We start from the raw sequence: 21705 nt of genomic DNA on the forward strand, positions 1-21705 counted from the left end.
GCCCGCGGGGCGGATCAGAACCACGCCATGATGTTTGAAGTCACCGCCGATCTGGCCCTGTTGCTGATCCTTGCCGCCTTTGTGGCCGGGTTTGTTGATGCCATTGCCGGGGGGGGTGGCCTGATCACCGTGCCGGCCTTGCTGCTGGCCGGGGCCAACCCGGTGCAGGCCCTGGCGACCAACAAGCTGCAAGGCACGTTCGGGGCCGCAACTGCGGCGGTGTCTTACGCGCGGGCGGGCCAGGTGAAATTGCGGCATCAGGCGCGGATGGCCGTGGTGGCGGGCCTGTCGGGGGCGGCGGGCGCCATGGTGGCCCATCTGATCCCGGCCGAGGTGTTGCGGATCATCATGCCGGTGATCCTGGTGGCTGTGGCGCTGTTCTTTGCGCTGAAACCGGGCCTCAGCGATCACGACAGGGCACAGCGGCTGGCGCCGGGGGTGTTCACCTTTACCGCCGTGCCGCTGATCGCCGCCTATGATGGCTTTTTCGGCCCAGGCACCGGCAGTTTCTTCATGCTGGGGTTTGTCATGCTGGCGGGCTATGGCGTGCTCAAGGCAACGGCGCATACCAAGTTGCTGAACTTCGCCTCAAACTTCGGATCGTTGATGGTCTTTGTCTTTTCGGGCGCGATCTGGTGGGCCGTGGGGCTGGCCATGGCCTTGGCCCAGATCGGCGGGGCCTATGTCGGGGCCAGGTTGGCGCTGCGCATCGGGGCGCGGCTGATCAAGCCCTTGCTGGTGGTCACCTCTACCGCCATGGCCGCGCGGCTGATCTGGCAGGTCTGGCAGGGTTAGCCGCCAGTTCCGTCCGTGCCCCAATCGGCGGCCTGCATTTCGCGCAGGCGGCTGGCGGTGCGCTCAAATTCAAAGGCGCCCGTGCCCTCCAGATACAGCCGTTCGGGCGTATCGGCGGCCGAACAAATCAGGCGCACCTTTGCCTCATACAGCGCGTCGATCAGGGTGACAAAGCGCTTGGCCTCATTGTAGTTCGAGGCGGAAAGCTGGGGGATGTCTTCAAGGATCAGCACCCGGATGGCCGCCGCGATGGCCAGGTAATCGCCGGGGCCAAGTGGGCGGGCGCAGAGTTCCCAAAAGCTGGCACGGCCCACGCCATTGGCAAAGCGCGGCAATTCCACCGTGCGGCCATTGACCGGCAGGCTGAGCGGCTGGCCCTTGGCCCCACCGGTCAGATCATCCCAGATCGCGGCAATCTGGCCTCGGTTCTGGCCCGCCGGATGGAAATAGACCTGCGCCCCTTGCAGCCGGTGTTGGCGATAGTCATTCGGGCTTTCCAGTTCCACCACCGAAAGCCGATCGCGGATCATATCGATAAAGGGCAGGAACAACTGACGGTTCAGGCCATTCTTGTAGAGGTCTTCGGGCACCCGGTTCGAGGTGGTGACAATCACCACACCTGCGGCGAACAACCGTTCAAACAGGCGGCCCACGATCATCGCATCGGTGATGTCGGTGATCTGCATCTCGTCAAAGGCCAGCAGGCGGGTATCCTTGGCCACGGCCTGCGCCACGGGGGCAATCGGATCATCGACGCCCTTTTGCCGGGCGGCGTGAATCGCCTTGTGCATTTCTTGCATGAAAGCGTGAAAATGCACCCGGCGCTTTTGCGGAATATCGGTGGATGTTTCGAACAGATCCATCAACATCGACTTGCCCCGCCCAACCCCGCCCCAAAGATACAGCCCCTTGGGCGGTTGCACCGGCTTGGCAAACAACCCTGCAAACAGGCCCGTGCGCCGGGTGGCGGTTTCCTCAAGCCAGGCGCGCAGGTTTTCAAGGGCGGGCAGCACGGCATGCTGCGCCGGGTCGGGGCGCAGGGTGCCTGCGGCCACGCGGGCGTCATAAATCTGGGTCAGGGTCTGCCTCATGCATCCCGTATACTGTGGTATGCGGCGGCACGGCAACCGCTCTGAAATGCGGCTTGTTCATCGTCGCCAAAACCGATTGGATGGGCGCAGGCAGTCTGGGGGCATCTGATGACGGAATGGTGGCGTGGGTCGGTGACCTATCAGGTTTATCCCCGGTCGTTTCAGGATTCTGATGGTGACGGCATTGGCGATCTCAAGGGCATCACGATGCGCCTGCCCTATCTGGCCGATCTGGGGGTAGAGGCGATCTGGCTGTCGCCGATCTTTCGCAGCCCGATGGCCGATATGGGCTATGACGTGTCAGATTACACCGATGTCGATCCGCTGTTTGGCGATCTGGCCGATTTCGATGCTTTGGTGTCGCGGGCGCATGATCTGGGGCTTAAGGTGATCATAGATCAGGTGATCTCACATTCATCTGATCAGCATCCGTTCTTTCAGAACAGCCGCCAATCGCGCAGTGCCGACCGCGCCGATTGGTATGTCTGGGCCGATGCGCAGCCCGATGGCAGCCCCCCGAACAACTGGCTTTCGGTCTTTGGTGGCAGCGCCTGGGAATGGGACAGCAGGCGGCGGCAATATTACCTGCACAACTTTTTGCCCAGTCAGCCTGATTTCAATTTTCACAATCCGGCCGTGCAGGATTGGGCGCTGGATGTGTTGCGGTTCTGGCTTGACCGGGGGGTGGATGGCTTTCGTCTGGATACGGTGAATTACTATTTCCACGACCGGCAGTTGCGCTCTAACGGGCCATTGGCCCCCAAAGACAACCTTCCGCCCGTCAACCCCTATGAATTGCAAGATCACCTGTTTTCCAAGTCGCAGCCCGAAAATCTGGGCTGGTTACAGCGGATCAGGGCTTTGCTGGACGGCTATGAGGGGCGCACCACCGTGGGGGAAGTGGGCGACGCGCCCTGGCGCAATGTGCAGATCATGGCCGATTATACACGGCCCGGCCGGCTGCATATGGCCTATAGCTTTGATATGCTGGGGCCCGAGTTCACCGCCGCGCATTTCCGCGACAAGATTGAGGGCTTTTTCAACGGCGCCCCGGATGGCTGGCCGATGTGGGCCTTTTCCAACCACGATGTGGTGCGCCACGCCACCCGCTGGCAAGCGCAGGGGGCGGCGGATGCCGTGGCCAAGCAGGCCTGTGCCATGCTGCTCAGCTTTGAGGGGTCGATCTGTCTTTATCAGGGCGAGGAATTGGGGCAGACCGAGACCGATATCGACTTTCACGAATTGACCGACCCCCCTGGCATCCGGTTCTGGCCCGATTACAAGGGGCGCGACGGGTGCCGTACCCCGATGGTCTGGGATGCGTCTGATCAGGGCGGCTTTACCACGGGCCACCCCTGGCTGCCGATCAAGCCGCCGCAGCGGGCGCGGAATATGGCGGCGCAGGCCGGTCTGGCCGGATCAGTGCTGGAGTTTTACCGCGAGATGCTGGCCTATCGCCGCGCCACCCCTGCCTTGCGTGTGGGGCGGACCCGGTTCTTCGATCTGCCCGAGCCGGTGCTGGCCTTTACACGCGATCCGGGCCTTGGCTGTGTGTTCAACCTGTCGGCCAAGCCTGTGTCGATGACAGCCGAGGCAGATCTGGCCGGGGGGCCGCAGCATGCGGCGCATCTGGGCGGGGGACGGCTGACGCTGGGGCCGAATGGGTTTTGCTTTCTGCGTCCCAAGGATGGGGTGCTGACCCTGAAGGCGTGATCACGCCGCGAGGGTCCGCGCCTCCCATGCGCGCAGCATCGGGCGGGCCGCCGTTTGCCAGCCGGTGCCCTGATCTGTGGCGATGGCCGGGAACAGACGGCGCAGATCGGCCTGCACCTGTGGCGGGGCGCCCGCAAAAACTGTTGGACCCAGCAAAAAGCTCTCGGTTGCGGCCCCTTCGGCAAAGATGATCTGATGCTGGTCGAACACCAGATGCAGATAGACCGCGCCAAAGGGCAGGTCGTGCGGGCCAAGCTGTCTTGTTCCCGGCAAGTGACGCGCGGGCACAAGCAACTCAGGCTCGGCAAAGTGCAGTTCTGCCGCGGCCCCTGTCAGCAGCAGGCAATGCAGCGGCGACACCAGCATGTCGCGCTGCGGTTGGCCCGGGCCAAGGCAGCCCTTGGGCACCAGAACGGGCGCGTGCTGCGGTTGGGCAACAAGGCGGCGGTGGGGCAAGGAAGTGCGCGCCACATAGCGCAGGGGTTGCAGACCATCATCCGCGGTCAGCACCAGATCGCCGGGGATCAAGGTCTCGATAGGGCGCGGGCCAAGGTCGGTCTCGATCAGGGTGCCGGGGGTAAAGCAGGGCGGCGTGACATAGCTGTCGTAGGGGGTGGCAGGCTGGCCAGAGGCGCCGGGGCCCTCACGGGATGAGACCACCACAAGCGGCGTGCCGACGGGGGGCCAGCTTGCGGGGGGGCCGATGAACGCCAGCCCTTCGATCGTTGCGTAGGGCGGGTTTGAATTGACGACGTTATAGCCGATCACTGTCCAGGTCTGGCCCGTGGATGGATCGCGCAGAACCACGGTATATTCGGCCTCGACGCGGGTGTTGCCGCTGTAGGTGACGCCGTCGATCACCTGCGTGCCAGAGAGCACCTGATTGCCATCATTGTCGTCGAAATTCGCGTCGTTGTCGTCGATCAGCGTTTCCTGCCAGCTGGGGCTGGTCAGGGTGATGGTGCGGCCGACAAGGTGGCTGCCGTCGCCTTGGGTGATCCCGTCGAGCGTTGCACCCCCCGAAACGGTGATGTGACTCTCCCCCAGCATCCAGATCGATGTGACGGGCATTCTGCCCCCTTGGCCGTTGCTTTTGCCGTGAAATCGGCCCCGAGAGGGATGGCAGCGCGGGGTGGCCCGGGTGTGTCATCCTTTGGGAAAGAATGAGGCAAGCCGGCGGGGTGTCTCTGTCAGAGACATGAGTCTGCGTCCGACAGATCAATGGGTTAGGCAGATGGATTCAGGGATTGTTAAGGACTGATGCGTCAGGGCAGGCGAGGCCGACCCCGCCCTAGGCAAGCGGCCGCCAGTGAACACCCGCAGGCGGAATGGTGGTGTTATCCCACTCTACCGCCACAGGATTGTAGTTGAACCAAAAGCGGTGGGTGTCGCTGTCACGGCGGCGCAGGCCTTCGGGCAAGGGGTCGGGTTCCAGCCCGGCGCGGCGCAAAGCGTCTGTCAGCATCCGGTCAAGCGTGGCGTCGTCGGGCCAGCCTGTCAGATAGTGCAGCCCACCCGCGGCGATCAGGGCGGGCCAGCCATCCTCGGTCACCTCGGGCACCGGCGACGCGGTTTCCACCTTTTCGCGCCAATGCAGGAATTGCCCGCCACCCGCCAGCGGCACCGGCACATCGGGGGGCAGGCTTTCAACGCGGCTGACCGTGGCATCAAGCCCCGGCAAATTGGGCGGCAGTGGCACGGGTGTGGCGAAATCGGCGGTCTTGCTGTTGCTGCGCGGGCCGATCAGGCTGTGGCCCTGATGCGCGGCCAGTGCAGCCAGAAACGGCGGTGACAGTGTCGCCACGCCGGGTGCCAGCACCAACTTATAGGCCGAGAGATCCGCCGTATCTGGGGGCAGGATGTCGATATTCTGCCCCAACCGCCGCAAGCCACGATAAAAGTGGAAGGCCAACCGGAAATAGTCAAAATCGCGGCCCTGAGGCTGGGTGGCCCATGCCCATGCGCTTTCGTAATCAAAGACCAGCGCCACAGGGGCCGGGGCCGTGCCCTGTGCAGGCATGGCGCCCAGTTCGCGCAGCACTTCGGCAGCCTCGGCAAAGGCGGGGGCTGGCGCGCTGTCGGGGCGCAACAACCCTGCATGCATCTGTTCTTGCGCAAAGGGGGCCTGCCGCCAGCGGAAATAGCAGACCGCCTCGGCCCCGTGGGCAAAGGCCTCCCATGCCCAAAGACGGGCCATGCCAGGCAGCGGATCGGGGTTATAGGGCGCCCAGTTCACCGGGCCGGGTTGCTGTTCCATGATCCACCAGCGCCCACGCCCGACGGCACGATAAAGATCGTGGTGAAAGGCCTGCAAATCGGGGTCACCCTGCCGCACAAAGCGGCGCTTGTGGTCGGCACTGGCCTCTAGCCTGTCAGACAGAAAGCCCAAGGGATAGGCATCCCACGCAGCAATATCGAGATCGGCCCCAACCTTGTAATGGTCGAAATCCGTGATCCGGCCCATATAGTTATGGGCAATGGGCGCATCGGAATGGCGGCGAATGATGTCGGTTTGCACCCGGTTGAACTCTGCCACCATATCGCTGGCAAACCGGCGGAAATCCATGACATGGGCGGGGTTCGGTTCGGTCACCGTCAGGTTGGGCAGGGCGATGTCATCAAAGCTGGCGTAATCCATCGACCAGAAGACATTGCCCCAAGCCCGGTTCAGCGCCTGTGGGGATTGGTATTTCTGGGCCAGCCAGTTGCGAAAGGCCTGCAAGGCAACTGGCGAATAGGACAACACGGTATCATGGCAGGCATATTCATTGTCGGTCTGCCATGCCGCGACATGCGGATTGCGGCCATAGCGTTCGGCCATGGCGGTTACGATCCGGGCGCATTCGGCGCGATAACCCGCATGGGCAAAGTCATAATGCCGGCGCGAGCCAAAGCCGCGCGGGTTTCCGGCAGCATCATGGGCCAGCATGTCGGGGTGGCGATCCAGCATCCAGCGCGGCGGGGTGGCGGTGGGGGTGCCCAGCACCACCCGCAGCCCGTGCCGGCCCAGCGTTTCGATGGCCTGATCCAGCCAGCCCCAGTCATATTGGCCGGGCGTGGGTTCCAGCCGCGACCAGGCAAATTCGCCGATCCGCACCCATGTCAGGCCCAGATCGGCCATGCTGGCGGCATCCTGCGCCCACTGCGACTGGGGCCAGTGTTCGGGGTAATAGCAGACGCCAAGGGTGCGTTTCACAAGATCACCTGATGTTCGTTTTGGCCAAGCGCGACCGCCTTGGCCATCATTGTCATGCCCGCATGGGGGTGGGCGGCGCGGGCGGCGGCATCCATGCCTTGCAGCGCCGTGGTGCAATACAGCGTATCGCCCCCAAAAGCGGGGCAAGAGGTATGTGGGGCGTCAAAGGCCACGCTGGTCACGCGCTGGCCATCGGGGGCATAGGCTGCCACACGGGCCGCGCCCCATTCGGCCAGCCATGTCAGACCACTGGCATCAATGACAGCGCCATCGGGGTTCAACCCCTCGGGCTGAAGATCAAGAAACAGCTCGGGCTGGCCTTTGGGCCACCCCTGGGCATCCAGGGCCACACGCATCACGCGGCCTGTAACCGTATCGGCAAATTGCGCGCTGCCGCCACCCGGGGCGAAACAAATGGCGTTGGAAATGGTGATCTTGTCAAAGATCTTGCGCAACTCGCCCCGGTAATAGCGCCAGATCGCCCCTGCCCCTGTTTGGGCCGATTTGCCCATCGTGCCGATCCAGAAACCGCCATAGGGATCGGCGCGACCATCGTTAGAGCGGGTAAGGGATGTCTCGGCCTCAAGCCATGTCAGGGTGATTTCTGCGCCAGTTTCCAGATTGAACCGGAACAGGCGGCTTTCGCTGGCAATCAGCAATTCGTCTTGGGTGATCCAGCCTGCGGCGCTGACCAGTTCGCGGAAATGCCATTCCTGCTGTTCATCGCCCTTGCGCGTCATCAGGCGGCGGCCAAGGATATCGAACCAGAACAGCTGTTGGCGCAGGGGGTGCCAAAGCGGCCCCTCGCCCAAGTCGCAGCGCCGGTCGTCAAATATCATCCCATCGCCTCGTCATAGGCCGCGACGATCTGGGCGGCGCGTTCGGCCACCTCATCCGCCGTCAGGCCGGGGGTATAAAGCGCGGTGCCAATGCCAAAGCCATCGGCCCCGGCGGCAACCCATTGCGCGAAATTGGCCGGGCTGGCGCCCCCAACGGCATAGACCTGCGTGCCCTTGGGCAGCACGGCGCGGATCGCCTTAAGCCCGTCGGGGCCAAGCAACGATCCGGGAAAGAGTTTCAGCCCATCGGCCCCGGCCTGCAGGGCGGCAAAGCATTCGGTGGGCGTCATGACGCCGGGCCAGCTTTGCATGCCCAGTTTCTTGGTGGCGGCAATCACCTGTGGGTCGCAATTGGGCGAGACGATCAGGCGGCCACCTGCGTCTTTCACATCCTGCACCTGTTCGGTGGTCAGCACCGTGCCCGCCCCGATCTGGGCCAGCGCGCCCAGTTTATCGACCATTGCCACGATTGAGGTCATCGGCTGGGGCGAGTTCAGCGGCACTTCGATGCGGGTGATCCCGGCATCGACCAGCGCGCGGGCGACGGGAATGGCATCGGGCGGGGTAATGCCGCGCAGGATGGCGATCAGGTTGCGGTGACTCATGTCCGTGTCTCGGTTTGGCGGGCCAGAGTGGCAAGGCCGGCGAGGGTGCATTGGGGGCCGGGCAAGATTTGCGCGACAACGCCCTGGGCCGCAAGGGCGCGGGCGTAAAGCTGCGACAGGGCCTGCGCCCCGATCAGGGCAACGGGCTGGCCCAACCAATAGGGTTTTGCGGCGGCCAGTTCGATGCCGATCAGCAGACCTGACAGCCGGGCCCGCGCCTGTGGGCCGGTCAGCCCCGCGATCAGCCCCTCGGCCCGCAGCGAAAACAGTCGGGCGGCCAGTCGTTCGGGGCGCGACAGGGCATCGGACAGGCCGCTGTCAAAGGCCGTATCATCCCAACCGTCGCCCTGCATCCCGTGGCGCAGCACCGATTGTTCGGACAACAGGGCAAACAACTCGCCCGTCATGAAGGTTTGAAAGCTGACCACTTCGCCTGCGCTGATATGCGCCCATTTCGAATGGGTGCCGGGCAGGCACAGGATGCCATCGTAATTGGGCGTCAGCGCCAAGGCCCCGGCGATCTGCGTTTCCTCGCCGCGCATCACATCGGCGGGTTTGGGTTGTTTCAGCCCCGGCGCGATCGCCACGCGAATGCGGCCATCGCGGGTGGGCACCGACACAAGTGCGGCCGGATCAACCGGGGCGCAGGGCACCGTGCGATAGGGTGCCTCGTGCCAGCCCTGCCGGCTGCCGACCATGCCACAGGCAATCACCTGCACCGCAGAAGTGCCCAGCCAAGGGTCGATCAAGCGCAACAGCGCCGCTTCGAATTCGGTCGCGGCAAGACGGCCCATGCCCTCGTCTGACGTGGCCTCGGCCAGAATGCCATCAGGGGCCATCGCCCAGGCCCGCAAATGGGTGGTGCCCCAGTCAACGGCGATCCAGGTGGGGCAAAGGGGCGAGGTCACAGCCGCTCTCCTTCGATCACCCACAGGGTTGCGGGCCAAGCTACGGGCATCAGAATCCCCTGCCCCATCAGCGCCCTGCCCGTCAAGGTGATCGGGCCGGATTTCAGCGCATTGGGGCCGCGCGATTGTGGCGGGCGGTCATCAGGGTTGCGCAGCGCCACATGATAGCGGGCATCGGGGTCAAGCCCCGTCAGGCGCAGCGGTTTGGGCAGAATCTGACCACTGGCCTGGGCCTGCCCGACAAAGACGACAAAGCGATGGCCATCTTGTGCCAGTTGCATCTCGGCCGTCACGGCCGGATCGGGGCTGGGCAGGCGGTGGATGGTGCCGGCCATCATCCAGTCGCGATTGGCCTTATACCATGCGGTCACGGCAGACAGGGTTTCCGTTTCTTCCTGCGTCAGTTCGCGCAGGTCCATTTCAAACCCCATGTGGCGCTGCGCGGCGACCCAGGCGCGAAAGGCCATCGGCAGGATACGCCCCGAGGTGTGCGATTTGCGGGGGCCAACGTGGCTGCCGGTGATGGCCGACGGCAGGAACAGCGCCGCGTCATGCTGCATGCGCAGGCGTTCCAGCGCATCATTGCTGTCAGACAACCACACGCGGTGGGTGCGGGCCAGAATACCGGCATCAATCCGCCCGCCGCCACTGGCGCAGCTTTCGATTTCGACCCCCGGATGGGCGGCGCGCAGCCGGTCAAGCAGCGCCCATGTGCCGCGTGTCTGATCGGCATCGACCAGGGGCAGCAGGCGGTTGTGATCCCATTTGATATAGTCGATGGGGTATTCACGCAGAACCGCGTCGATGGCATCGAACAGGTAATCGCGCACCTGTGGCAGGGCAAGGTTCAGCACCATTTGGTTGCGCCCGGTGACCTGATCAACAGGCCCCAGCATCCAGTCGGGATGGGCGCGGAACAGATCAGAATCCGGGTTCACCATTTCCGGCTCGAACCACAGGCCAAAGGTCATGCCCAGTTTGTGAACATGGGCAATCAGCGGGTGCAGCCCATCGGGCCATTTGTTGCGGTCGATCACCCAGTCGCCAAGGCTGGAGGTGTCGTCATCGCGCCGCCCGAACCAGCCATCATCCAGCACAAAGCGTTCGGCCCCGATGGCGGCGGCGCGGTCGGCGATGGCCGTCAGGTCGGCCAGATTGTGATTGAAATAGATGGCTTCCCAGCAGTTGTAATGCACCGGGCGCGGGCGGGCCGGATCGGGCCATTGCACCACACGGTCGCGGATATCGCGTTGAAAGGCGGCGGCAATGCCGTTCAGGCCGCTGTCGCTGAAGGCGGCGATCAACTCGGCACTCTCAAAGCGGGTTCCGGGTTGCGTTTCCGCCCCGAGAGGCGCCCCGAATTGCAGCTGACGCCGGCCATCGGGCAATTCCTCGGCCAGCATCCGATGCCCGCCGGACCAGGCGTAATGCAGCGCCCAAGCCTGCCCTGTGGTGTCGGTGGTGCCAGCTTCTGGCACAATCAGATAGGGCGGGTGTTCATGGCCTGACCGGCCCGTGCGGGATTCGCGCAGACGAATGCCCGGCGTCCAGTCAACATGGGTCAACTGGAACTCGCCAATCCATTTGCCCGACACGTCAATCATCTGGGCAGCGCTGGCCGGGGCGGGCAGCACGGGTGCTGCCAGCCAGTGAACGCGGATGGGCCGATCGGCAACCAGCGTGGTTTGCAGGGTGATCACCCCGGTGGGCTGGGCCGTGATGCGGTGCGTCAGCGTCAGGCCCGGCGCGATGCTGATCAGGTGCAGGCCATCTGCGGTGGGTTCGGCGCGGTCAAAGGCGAACACCGGATGCAAGGCGGTGCCATCGGCAGCGCCAAGGATCAGGCCCGGTTGGCCCTGAAAGGCGCGCCCCGACTCTGGCGTCAGGGTCAGCGCGGGCAGTGCGTCAATCATGCCGCCGGTCAGATCTTGCCGGGTGCTGGCGGCAAGCTGGGCCAGATCTTCGTGGGCAGGCAGCGCCGCGCCCCACCAGATCACCTGCGGAATACCGCCCGATGTGGCCAAGGCCAGGGTCTGCGACCCGGTATCAACGCGCCACTGGGTCATTTCACCGCCCCAAGCGTCAGGCCCGCGATAAAGTGCTTTTGCATCAGAAAGAACATGGCCACCGGCGGCAATGCGGCAAGGATAGATCCAGCCGACACCAGATGCCATTGCGCGATCCACTGGCCGTTCAGCGACGACAGGCCCGCCGTCACCGGCTGGGTTTCGGGGCTGTTGGTCAGCACGGTGGCCCAGAAAAAGTCGTTCCAGATGAAGGTAAAGACCAGCACCGACAAGGCCGCGATGGCCGGGCGCATCAGGGGGATGACGATAAACCAGAAAATCCGCCATTCGGCCACGCCTTCGACGCGGGCAGCCTCGATCAGTTCAAACGGCAGGGATTTGATGAAATTGCGCATGAACAGCGTGCAAAAGCCCGACTGAAACGCGATGTGGAACAGCGCCAGCCCATACCAGGTGTTATACATGCCCAGTTGCAGCGTCAGATCGCGAACCGGCACCATCAGAATCTGGAAGGGCACGAAATTGCCCGCGACGAACAGAAAGAAGATGATCAGGTTTGATGGAAAGCGATAGATCGCCAATGCAAAGCCGGTCAGGCACGACAGCGCCACCGCTCCGATAACTGTGGGGATGGTGACCCAGAAGGAATTGATGATGTATTGCAGCATCGGGGTGTTCTGGAACACCAGCGCGTAGTTCTCGAAGGCAAGGCCCGAGGGCAAGCCAAAGTAATTGCCCTGCGCAAGATCAGACGCAGGCCGCAGCGAAGTGACAGCCACCCCCAAAAGCGGCAAAAGCCACAGGAACAAGGCGACCGGAACGGCGATCTTGTAGGCGGTCTGCGACAGGGCAGAGGTTTGCTCGATAGGACGGGGAAACATGCCTTAACGCTCCGTTTCGTCGCGCCACATCTTCCAGATGAAGCCCGAGATGAAAATCATCATGATGGCGAACAGCACCACCGCAATCGCCGCGCCATAGCCCATGCGATAGCCGTATTCTGACAGGGCCTGTTCATACATGTAGAACGACAAGACCCGCGACGAGCCATAGGGGCCGCCATCTGTCATGACCGAGACAAGGTCAAAGCTGCGCAGCGCCCCGATGACGGTGACGACCACGGCAATGAACGTGGCCGGGCGCAGTTGCGGCAGCACCACATACCACAGCATCTTCCAGCCCTTTGCGCCGTCCAGACGCGCGGCCTCGACCTGATCGGGGGCGACATTGTTCAACCCCGTCAGATACAGGATCATCACATAGGCGATCTGCGGCCAAAGCCCCGCAGCGATGATGCCATAGGTGACATAGCGATCATCGGCCAAAAGCGCGATGCCCTGCCCTGTCAGGCTTTCGATGATGCCATAAAGCAGGCCAAACCCCGGCGCGTAGAACCATGAAAAGATCAGCCCCACGACAACCTGACTGATGACAAAGGGAAAGAAGAACAGCGATTTGTAGAACCGCATGCCCCAGATCGTCTGATTAAGAAAGATCGCGATCAACAGCCCCGCAGGCACCGCCAGCATATACAACACCAGCCAAAGCACGTTGTTTTTCAGCGAGGTGTAAAAGGCATCGTCGTCAATCAGCTCGACATAATTCGCAAGGCCAATCCATTGCGCCTCGCCCAGACCATCCCAGTCGTAGAAACTGATCCACATCGACTGAAAGATCGGGATGATCACATAGATCATGAACATCAGGATGCCGGGGGCCAGAAACAGCCAGGGCGCCAGCTTGCGCTGATGGGATTTCCACGTTGCGGACATGGGGCAATCCTTGCTTGGATCGGGGGGAAAAGCCGCGCAAACCCCGACAAAGAGCACTTGCGCGGCCAAGAAGGGGCCGGGGCGACGGGAGGGGCCGCCCCGGTGGCGTCAGATCACTTGTAGATGCGCTGACGCGCTTTTTCGAGACGATCAAGGATCGCATCAAGGTTTTCAGGCTTGACCATGAACTCCTGGAACCCTTCCATGCCGACCTTTGCCATTTCGGCGGGGGCGTCACGGTCAAAGAACTGGGCCAAGGCATGGGCTGTCGAAAGCGCCTCAAACCCGGCAACAAGGAACGGATCATCAGCCGGAACGGACGATCCCTTGTTGGTCGGCAACTGGCCCACAGCCGTGTTCCACTTGGTCTGCGCCTCGGCCGAGGCGACGAAGGCCAGGAATTTCTTGGCATCTTCGACGTTCTTGGCACCAGCCGGGATGTGGATCGTATCGGTCGGGGCCTCTTCGGCGCGCGGCAGGCCGGGGGTGATTTCTGGGAAAACCATAAAGCCAAGGTTGTCGTTGGTCATGCCGCCTTCTTTGAAGACACCAACGGCAAAGTTGCCCATGACGTAATGCGCGGCCTTTCCCTGCACCAGCAGCGTTGCCGCATCTTGCCAGTCAATGGCCGCATGGTTGGCGGTGATATAGGGCTGAACCTTGGCCCATTCGGCAAAGACCTTGCGGGTTTCGTCGCTGGTCCATTCCACCTTGCCGGCGGTCAGATCCATATGCCACTCATACCCGTTGGTGCGCAGCGACATATAGTCAAAGATGCCTGCCCCAGGCCACAGGGCCTTGGTGCCGGTGGTCAGACAGTCGATCCCTGCGGCCTGAAACTTGGCGCAGTTTTCGACGAACTGATCCCAGGTCACACCGTTTTCGCCCGGCAGTTCAACACCCGCAGCGGCATAGGCGTCGCGGTTATAGTAGATGCCCCACTGGTAATAGGTATAGGGAACGCCCCATTTCTTTCCGTCGATCGTCATCGACGCGGCGGTCGAGCCCAAGGCATCGTTCAGACCATTGGCGTCCCAGACATCGGTCACATCCATGAACTGACCGGCGGCAACAAAGGGCGCCATCCGGTTGCCAGCATACCAATTCGCCAGATCAGGCGCATCGGCTGTCAGAAAGTTGCGGATCGCGGTCTTGTAACCTTCGTGGTCAAAGTTGTTCAGCTGAACGTCGATATCGGGGTTTGCGGCCTCAAAATCGGCGATCAATGCCTCCATCGCGGCCAGCGGAATGGGGTCATAATCGGCATTGTATTTCAGCACGCGCTGTTGGGCTGTGGCCGCCGTAGACAGCAGCAAAGCCGCCACAAGGGCAATTGCCCCCGTTTTGCGATGGACCATGGTTTCCTCCCTTTGGTTCCATTATGTGAAACTTAGTCTTGAATATTGAAAACTATGTCTGGTATTGATATGCCTGTCAACAGGGCTGGGAGGCAGGCAGCAGAATGGCAGCAGCGGGACAAGGGGATGGCACGGTGGGCAAGGCGCTTGACGTGCTGGACATGGTGGCTAGCCATGGCCGCCCCGTGCGCTTTTCGGATCTGCTGGAAAAATCAAGATTTCCAAAGGCCACGCTGTATCGCCTTTTGCAGACTCTGACGCATCAAGGCATGCTGCAACTTGACCCCGAGACCGGCGCCTACACGCCCGGCATGCGGCTGGTGCGGTTGGCCCATACCGCTTGGGCCCAGTCGTCACTGGCACCCATCGCCCGGCCCTGGATCGATTCGCTGGCCAGCGAAACCGGCGAGACGGTGCATCTGGCCCAACTGGATGGCGGGCAGGTGCTGTATGTGGACAAGCGCAATGCCACCAAGCCGGTTGATATGTTTGCCCAGGCCGGCAAGGTTGGGCCAGCCTATTGCACCGGGGTCGGCAAGGCGATGCTGGCCTTTCTGCCCGAAGACCAGCTTGCCAGCGCCATCGACCGCCAAAGCTTTTTCCCGCATACGCCGCACACACTTGCCAGCGCCGAGGCGCTGCGGGACGAACTGACCACCATCCGCGCGCAGGGCCATGCCTTTGACCGCGAAGAACATGAACCCGGCATCATTTGCTGCGCCGTGCCGATCCTGACCAAGGGCGGCCGGGTTCTGGGGGCGCTGTCGGTGACGTCCACCACGGCGCGCACCTCGCTGACCGCGCTGGAGCAAGAGTCGGGCAGAATCAAGGAAATTGCGGCGCATATCGCCGCAGACGCGGAAAGCTGGCGCTTTCCGGAACAGGGTTAGGCCAGCATGGGCCAAGGGAGGGGACTATGACAGGTGTCACGCTGAACCGCGTTGTCAAACGCTATGGCGATGTGCAGGTGATCCACGGGGTTGATCTGGACATTGAGGATGGCGAGTTTTGCGTCTTTGTCGGCCCGTCGGGTTGCGGCAAATCCACCCTGTTGCGGATGGTGGCGGGGCTGGAGGTGACCAGCGCAGGCCAGATCAGGATTGGCAGCCGGGATGTGACCAAGGCTGACCCGGCCGAGCGCGGGGTGGCGATGGTGTTTCAGACCTATGCCCTTTACCCGCATATGACGGTGGCCGAAAATATGGGCTTTGGCCTGAAGATGACCGGCCACCCCAAAGCCGAAATCGCGGCCAAGGTGGCCGAGGCGGCGCGCATCCTGAAGCTGGAGCCTTATCTGGACCGCAAGCCCAAGGCCCTGTCGGGCGGGCAGCGGCAGCGGGTGGCCATTGGCCGGGCCATCGTGCGCGGGCCCGAGGTGTTTTTGTTCGACGAGCCCCTGTCAAACCTTGATGCCGAGTTGCGGGTGGAAATGCGGGTCGAAATCGCCCGTCTGCACCGCGAAATCGGGGCGACGATGATTTACGTCACCCATGATCAGGTCGAGGCGATGACGCTGGCCGACAAGATCGTGGTGCTGCGCGCGGGCCGGGTGGAACAGGTGGGCGCGCCGCTGGATCTGTATAACGACCCCGACAACAAATTCGTCGCGGGCTTTATCGGCAGCCCGTCAATGAACTTTGTCGCCGGCAAGGTTGCCGCTGCTGGGGTGGATTGCCCCGGACTTGGTGGCACAGTGACAGTGTCGGCGCATATGCCGGGGGTGGGCAGCGAGGTGACTCTGGGCCTGCGACCGCAGCATCTGACGCTGGTGCCCGGCAACTCTCATGTGATCGAAGTGGCCGAAGCCTTGGGCGGCGTCAGCTATGTGCATGTGACGGCTGCGACGGGCGAAAAGCTGATCGTCGAATCGCGTGAGACGCTGAAAGTGCGGCTGGGAGAGCGGGTGGGCATTCAGTTTGACCCCGCCCATATCATGGCCTTTGATGCCAAAACGGAAAAGCGGCTGCGCTAAGGCAGCCGCCTAGAACATATCCAGCAACCGCTTAAGGTAATCCAGTTCCGCATCCGGGCGGGACTGGTCACCCGTGCGGCGCCGGATTTCATCCAGCAAATCCTGCGCCCGGCGATAGACATCTTCGCCTTGCAGCATGTTGCGATCTGACCCGATCCGCGCACTCTCGCCCGGTTCACGCCCCAAGGGATCACGCTGGCTGTTGGGGTCGGCGCGGCCGAAATCTTCGCCCTGCTGCGCATCCCCCTGCTGGCGCTGGACTTCTGCCAAGGCCTCACCCATGTTGCGCATGCCTTCGCGCAGGGCCTCGATGGCCTCGGCCTGACGGTCCAGCGCACCGGGCAAGTCACCGTCGCGCAGGGCATCTTCGGCCTCGCGCATGGCGCGGCCCGCGCGGTCAAGCTCACGCCGGGCAGCCTCGCCCTGTTCGCTGCCCTCACCCGGCAGGGTGCCACGGCCCAATTCGCCCAGACGATCGCGCAATTCGCCCTGACGCTGGGCCAGATCACCGCCATTCGGCTGGCCCTCTTGCCCCGGTTGATTCTGGCCCTGCTGGCCTTCTTGCATGTCGCGGAAGGCATCGTCAGACAGATCTTGCTGTTCGCGCAGGGTTTCGTTCAACTCGCGCATGGCCTGATTGCCCTGACCTTGGCCCTGACCGCCCTGCCCTTGCGTGACCTGCATGTTTTCCATCAGCTGGCGCAGCATCTCCATCAATTCCTGCGCCTCGGCCATCCGGCCTTCTTCCATCAGCTTTTGCAGCTCCTCCAACATCTGTTGCAGCTGATCGCCCGACATTTCCATGCCTTCCATATTCTGCGAAAGCTGGCTGTCCGGGTTGCGCTCTGCCTCTTCCGCCAGTTCGCGCATATAGTCATTCAACGCCTGACGCATTTCCTGCATCAGTTCGTCGATCTCTTCGGGGCTGGCCCCGTTGCGGATTGCCTCATCCAGCCGATCCTGGGCGCGTTGCAGGCGTTCAAAGGCACTGGCCAGATCACCCTCTTCCACCAGCAGCGCAATCTGCCACAACTCCTCGGCCATCTCGTCACGGCGTTCTGGTGTCAACGTGGCGGCCTCGGCATCCAACTGGCGTGTCACCACGCGCAGACGCAGATAGGCGCGTTCGTTGCGGATGAATTCCTGCGGGCGGTTGGTAACGGCCTTCAGGATCTGCGCGGCGCGCGGGGCATTGCTGCGCGCCCAAAGAAGATCGCGCCTCATTTCGATCAGAGCCGCAGCCAAAGGATCAAAAAAACGGCGACCGGGCAAGGTAACATGCAAGGGCTGCGCCGTGCCCTGCTGGCCCGCCGCATCGGTGGCGGCAAAGACCATGGTCACCGGCAGATTGGCGAAAACATGCTGCGACAGGTCATCAACCAGGGTTTCCGTAAACTCGGCCCGATTGCCCGAGACCGGCATCGGCAGATCCAGCACCACAGGGTCACGCGGTTCAGGCTGGGCAGCAAGGCCATAGCGGCGGTCGATGGCGGGCAGATCAAGCGCAATCGTCACCTGACCGGCAATAACCCCGTAATCATCGGCGGTGGAAAAGGGTTGGCGAAACCGACCATCCGCCTCGCGCCCCATCTCGCCAGTCGGGGCGACGGTGGGCAGGGCATCGGGGGTGGCGGTAAAGGCCCAACTGCGGCCACCCGGTCCATCAATGGCAACCGTGCCCGATGCGTTCAGCGCGAAATTCCGCGCGATGCTTGGCTCGGCCTCGGCCGGGGGGGGATCGCCCGATACGGTTTCTGACAGGCTCAGCGCACCAACCTCGCCATACAGGCGAAACTGAAAAGTGCTGCCAATGGGCAGGTCCAGCGTTTGGGCGGTGACATCGTTCAGATAGATCGTGGGCTTGCCGGTATAGGCCGGGGGCTGGGCCCAACCTTCCCAAGTGGGGCCCGCCGCCAAAGCCCCTGCCCCGCCCGGCGCCAAGGCCGAGACCGAGGTAACGCGCCACAAAGAGCCAAAGATCAGCGCCATCACAAAGGCTGTCAGCGCCACATAGCGCAAGGCAAAGGGATCGCGCGCGGACAGTTTCAGATCAGGCTCGACCGCCCGTGCCTGTGCCGCCCTTTGGGCCATGCGGTGCACATGGGCCTGCCATACGGCCAGCGAGGCAGCATCGCCCGTGCCGATCACCTGCTGATCGGTCAGCGCGGCCAGTGGGCGTCCGGGCAGGCGCGAATCAAGCCGCACCAGCGCCTCGGCCCGCGTCGGTGCGCGGAATTTGCGCAGCCCCATCACCAGCGCCACACCAATGCCAAGCACCGCCAGCACCGCGACGGCCCAAACCACCTCGATCGTCACAAGGTCTTGCAAACCAAAGGCCAACACAGCCAGAACCGCCAGAATCAGCGTCGAGAGCGGCCAGAAGGCCCGCGTCAATCGTTCGGCCCACAGCCCCGCCAGCGTCAGCCGCAGGGGCAGTGTGATGCGTTTCAGCGTGTCAGACGGGTCGGTGATCGCCATGCCAGCCTTTCAAACGGGCCGGATGAAATATCACAGCCATTCTGGGATGGTATCGCGCGAAAGGATTTCGTCAAAGGTTGGTCGTGCCCGAATGACAGCGAAGTGATCTGCTTTCACCAAAACTTCCGGAATCAACGGCCTGGTGTTGTATTCGCTGGCCATCACGGCGCCATAAGCGCCAGCACTGCGAAAGGCGACCAGATCGCCCTCGGCCAACAGCGGCAGGTCACGCGCCTTGGCAAAGGTATCGCCCGTTTCACAGACCGGGCCGACCACATCAAAGGGTTGGCTGGGGCTGCCCGGCGCGCCTTCCAGCACGGGGATGATATCGTGATGCGCGCCATACATCGACGGGCGGACCAGATCATTCATCGCCGCATCAAGGATCAGGAAATCCCGGCCCTCACCATTTTTGACGTAAATGACCTTGGAAACCAGAATCCCGGAATTGCCCGAAATCAGGCGGCCGGGTTCGATCTCGATCTCGCATTCCAGATCGCCCAGAACGCGCTGGATCATCTGGCCGTAGTCGGTGGGCAGGGGGGGCGCCTCATTCGAGCGGGTGTAGGGAATGCCCAGCCCACCGCCCAGATCAAGCCGGCGGATGGTGTGGCCATCGGCCCGCAGTTGCAACGTCAGTTCGCGCACCTTGGCAAAGGCGGCCTCAAAGGGGGCCAATTCGGTCAGCTGGCTGCCGATATGCACATCGACACCCACCACCTCGATGCCCGGCAGACTGGCCGCCTCGGCATAAACTTCGCGGGCTTTGGCGATGGGAACGCCAAATTTGTTTTCCGATTTGCCGGTGGCGATCTTTTCATGCGTCTTGGCATCGACATCGGGGTTCACCCGCAGGGTGATGGGGGCCACAAGGCCAAGGCTGCTGGCCACCTCGGACAGCACGCGCAGTTCGGGTTCGCTTTCCACATTGAACTGGCGAATGCCGCCGTTCAGCACCAGCTTCATCTCCTCGCGGGTTTTGCCCACGCCAGAAAACACGATCCGGTCACCCGGAACACCTGCCGCCTTGGCGCGCAGATATTCGCCGCCAGACACCACATCCATGCCCGCGCCCAGATCGCCCAGCAGTTTCAACACCGCCACATTCGACAGCGACTTGACGGCAAAGCACACCAGGTGGGGCATCGGTGACAGCGCTTCGGAAAACAATGTGAAGTGGCGCGTCAGGGTTGCGGCTGAATAGCAATAAAACGGTGTGCCGACCTGCGCCGCAATATCGGCAATGGCCACGTCTTCGGCATGCAACATGCCGCCCTTGTAAAGGAAATGGTCCACGCGCGTCTCCTGTCCCGTTCCGGTTGGGCTTTACCCAATGCCGGGGGTGAATTCAAATCTGATTGCAGCGGTCAGCGGGGCCTAGCCCCCGACGACAACCCCAAGCTGCGCATCACCGCTGACACTGACACCCACCGCCTTGGCCGGGGTTTCGGGCGGGCCATCGGCACCGCAGGCCGACAAGACGATCAACCCGATCACAGCAAAGATCCGCATCTTGTTCCCCATTCCCTTATCCGCCAAATGTCAGCCAATCAGCGCTTGCCAGCGGGCGATCTGGGCCCGCACCTGATCGGGCGCGGTGCCGCCATAGGATTGACGCGAGCGAACCGAGTTCTCGACCCCCAACACATCAAACACATCGGCGCGAATGCCCGCATGCACCGATTGCATCTGGGCCAGCGTCAGATCCGGCAGATCGATGCCCTTGGATTCGGCCATGGCAACCAGCGTGCCGGTAACATGATGGGCGTCGCGGAACGGCAGGTTCAATTCCCGCACCAGCCAATCCGCCAGATCAGTGGCCGTCGAAAAGCCCGAAGCCGCTGCCACAGCCAGACTTTCGCGGTTGGCCGCCATATCGCTGACCATCCCGGTCATCGCGGCAAGGCCCAACATCAGCGTATCGGCCGCATCAAAGACCTGTTCCTTGTCTTCCTGCATATCCTTGGAATAGGTCAGCGCCAGACCCTTCATGATGGTGAACAAAGCCACCGTCGCCCCCAGAATGCGGCCCAGTTTGGCCCGCAGCAACTCGGCCGCATCGGGGTTTTTCTTTTGCGGCATGATGCTGCTGCCCGTCGTCCACTTGTCAGACAGACGCACAAAGCGGAACTGCGCGCTGGACCAGATCACCAATTCTTCGGCAAAGCGCGACAGATGCATCGCACAGATGCTGGATGCCGAAAGAAATTCCAGCGCGAAATCCCGGTCAGACACCGAATCAAGGCTGTTGGCCGTGGGCCGATCAAAGCCCAGCGCCTGCGCCGTGGCCTGACGATCAATCGGAAAGGACGTGCCCGCCAAAGCCGCCGCCCCCAAGGGGCATTCATTCATGCGCCGCCGCGCGTCTTCAAACCGGCTGCGATCACGGGCAAACATCTCGACATACGCCATCATGTGGTGGCCCCACGTCACGGGCTGCGCGGTTTGCAAATGGGTAAAGCCGGGCATCACCCAGTCCGCCCCCGCCTCGGCCTGTTGCAAAAACGCGCGGATCAGGGCGGTCAGCCCGGTGATGGCGGCATCACACTGGTCGCGCACCCAAAGGCGGAAATCGACCGCCACCTGATCATTCCGGCTGCGCGCCGTGTGCAAACGGCCCGCAGGTTCACCGATGATCTCTTTCAGCCGGGCCTCGATATTCATGTGGATGTCTTCCAACTCCACCCGAAACGGGAACTTTCCGGTTTCAATCTCTGACAAGACGGTGAGCAGGCCTTTCCCGATCGCCTCGGCATCATTAGGACTGATAACACCCTGCGCGGCCAGCATCGCCGCATGGGCCCGCGAGCCGGCAATATCTTGCGCGTAAAGCCTGCGGTCGAACCCGATAGAGGCGTTGATCGCCTCCATGATGGCGTCCGGCCCTTCGGCGAAACGCCCGCCCCACATCTGGTTGGCGGTCTGGGTATCGGCGGATGCGGTCATGGATG

Annotated in this window: 18 protein-coding genes; 4 read left to right on the plus strand and 14 right to left on the minus strand. The window is 62.7% G+C overall.

What is annotated here, in order from left to right:
• Nucleotides 1-30: 30 nt before the first annotated feature.
• Complete coding sequence (locus tag V3C85_RS17040; RefSeq protein WP_331796832.1) at nucleotides 31-795, plus strand: TSUP family transporter; 765 nt, start codon at nucleotides 31-33, stop codon at nucleotides 793-795.
• On the opposite strand, the gene zapE is transcribed toward V3C85_RS17040, so the two are convergent.
• Complete coding sequence (gene zapE / locus V3C85_RS17045; RefSeq protein ID WP_331796591.1) at nucleotides 792-1886, minus strand: cell division protein ZapE; 1095 nt, start codon at nucleotides 1884-1886, stop codon at nucleotides 792-794. The genes V3C85_RS17040 and zapE overlap by 4 nt on opposite strands.
• 108 nt (nucleotides 1887-1994) lie before the next feature.
• Here zapE and V3C85_RS17050 point away from each other — a divergent pair, with 108 nt between their 5' ends.
• Nucleotides 1995-3599, plus strand: coding sequence for an alpha-amylase family glycosyl hydrolase (locus tag V3C85_RS17050; RefSeq protein WP_331796593.1), 1605 nt, complete (start codon nucleotides 1995-1997; stop codon nucleotides 3597-3599).
• On the opposite strand, the gene V3C85_RS17055 is transcribed toward V3C85_RS17050, so the two are convergent.
• The 9 genes from V3C85_RS17055 to V3C85_RS17095 form a co-directional block, all read right to left on the minus strand.
• Complete coding sequence (locus V3C85_RS17055; RefSeq protein ID WP_331796595.1) at nucleotides 3600-4670, minus strand: Hint domain-containing protein; 1071 nt, start codon at nucleotides 4668-4670, stop codon at nucleotides 3600-3602.
• 220 nt (nucleotides 4671-4890) lie between these two features.
• Entirely contained in the window at nucleotides 4891-6795 is a 1905-nt protein-coding gene (locus tag V3C85_RS17060) for a beta-galactosidase (protein WP_331796596.1), read from the minus strand.
• The gene (locus V3C85_RS17065) at nucleotides 6792-7634 is read right to left on the minus strand and encodes an SMP-30/gluconolactonase/LRE family protein (RefSeq protein ID WP_331796597.1); all 843 of its coding nucleotides are present in this window, start codon (nucleotides 7632-7634) and stop codon (nucleotides 6792-6794) included. The genes V3C85_RS17060 and V3C85_RS17065 overlap by 4 nt, the downstream gene beginning before the upstream one ends.
• On the minus strand, nucleotides 7631-8239 hold the full coding sequence (locus V3C85_RS17070; RefSeq protein ID WP_331796599.1) for a 2-dehydro-3-deoxy-6-phosphogalactonate aldolase: 609 nt from the start codon (nucleotides 8237-8239) through the stop codon (nucleotides 7631-7633). The genes V3C85_RS17065 and V3C85_RS17070 overlap by 4 nt, the downstream gene beginning before the upstream one ends.
• Nucleotides 8236-9147: a 2-dehydro-3-deoxygalactonokinase gene (locus tag V3C85_RS17075; protein WP_331796600.1), complete on the minus strand. Its 912-nt coding sequence runs from the start codon at nucleotides 9145-9147 to the stop codon at nucleotides 8236-8238. Before V3C85_RS17075 ends, V3C85_RS17070 begins: the two co-directional genes overlap by 4 nt.
• Entirely contained in the window at nucleotides 9144-11213 is a 2070-nt protein-coding gene (locus tag V3C85_RS17080) for an alpha-galactosidase (RefSeq protein ID WP_331796601.1), read from the minus strand. The genes V3C85_RS17075 and V3C85_RS17080 overlap by 4 nt, the downstream gene beginning before the upstream one ends.
• Nucleotides 11210-12055 (minus strand): carbohydrate ABC transporter permease, encoded by an 846-nt coding sequence (locus tag V3C85_RS17085; RefSeq protein ID WP_331796602.1) that lies wholly within the window; start codon nucleotides 12053-12055, stop codon nucleotides 11210-11212. Before V3C85_RS17085 ends, V3C85_RS17080 begins: the two co-directional genes overlap by 4 nt.
• Nucleotides 12056-12058: 3 nt before the next feature.
• Nucleotides 12059-12946 (minus strand): carbohydrate ABC transporter permease, encoded by an 888-nt coding sequence (locus tag V3C85_RS17090; RefSeq protein ID WP_331796603.1) that lies wholly within the window; start codon nucleotides 12944-12946, stop codon nucleotides 12059-12061.
• A gap of 113 nt (nucleotides 12947-13059) precedes the next feature.
• Entirely contained in the window at nucleotides 13060-14304 is a 1245-nt protein-coding gene (locus V3C85_RS17095) for an ABC transporter substrate-binding protein (RefSeq protein ID WP_331796604.1), read from the minus strand.
• A 104-nt stretch (nucleotides 14305-14408) separates the two neighbouring features.
• Here V3C85_RS17095 and V3C85_RS17100 point away from each other — a divergent pair, with 104 nt between their 5' ends.
• Entirely contained in the window at nucleotides 14409-15194 is a 786-nt protein-coding gene (locus tag V3C85_RS17100; RefSeq protein WP_331796606.1) for an IclR family transcriptional regulator, read from the plus strand.
• 26 nt (nucleotides 15195-15220) lie between these two features.
• Complete coding sequence (locus V3C85_RS17105) at nucleotides 15221-16276, plus strand: ABC transporter ATP-binding protein (RefSeq protein ID WP_331796608.1); 1056 nt, start codon at nucleotides 15221-15223, stop codon at nucleotides 16274-16276.
• Nucleotides 16277-16285: 9 nt separating this feature from the next.
• Here V3C85_RS17105 and V3C85_RS17110 read toward each other — a convergent pair whose 3' ends face one another.
• From V3C85_RS17110 to argH, 4 genes are all read right to left on the minus strand, one after another.
• Entirely contained in the window at nucleotides 16286-18754 is a 2469-nt protein-coding gene (locus V3C85_RS17110) for a DUF4175 domain-containing protein (protein WP_331796609.1), read from the minus strand.
• 30 nt (nucleotides 18755-18784) lie between these two features.
• Complete coding sequence (gene lysA / locus V3C85_RS17115) at nucleotides 18785-20050, minus strand: diaminopimelate decarboxylase (protein WP_331796610.1); 1266 nt, start codon at nucleotides 20048-20050, stop codon at nucleotides 18785-18787.
• 81 nt (nucleotides 20051-20131) lie between these two features.
• Entirely contained in the window at nucleotides 20132-20266 is a 135-nt protein-coding gene (locus V3C85_RS17120) for a hypothetical protein (protein WP_331796611.1), read from the minus strand.
• 30 nt (nucleotides 20267-20296) lie between these two features.
• A complete protein-coding gene (gene argH, locus V3C85_RS17125) occupies nucleotides 20297-21700 on the minus strand; it encodes an argininosuccinate lyase (RefSeq protein WP_331796613.1) in 1404 nt (467 codons plus the stop codon).
• Nucleotides 21701-21705: the final 5 nt, after the last annotated feature.

The sequence above is a fragment of the Pseudotabrizicola sp. L79 genome (assembly GCF_036553525.1).
In the GTDB taxonomy this organism is placed as follows: Bacteria; Pseudomonadota; Alphaproteobacteria; order Rhodobacterales; family Rhodobacteraceae; genus Pseudotabrizicola.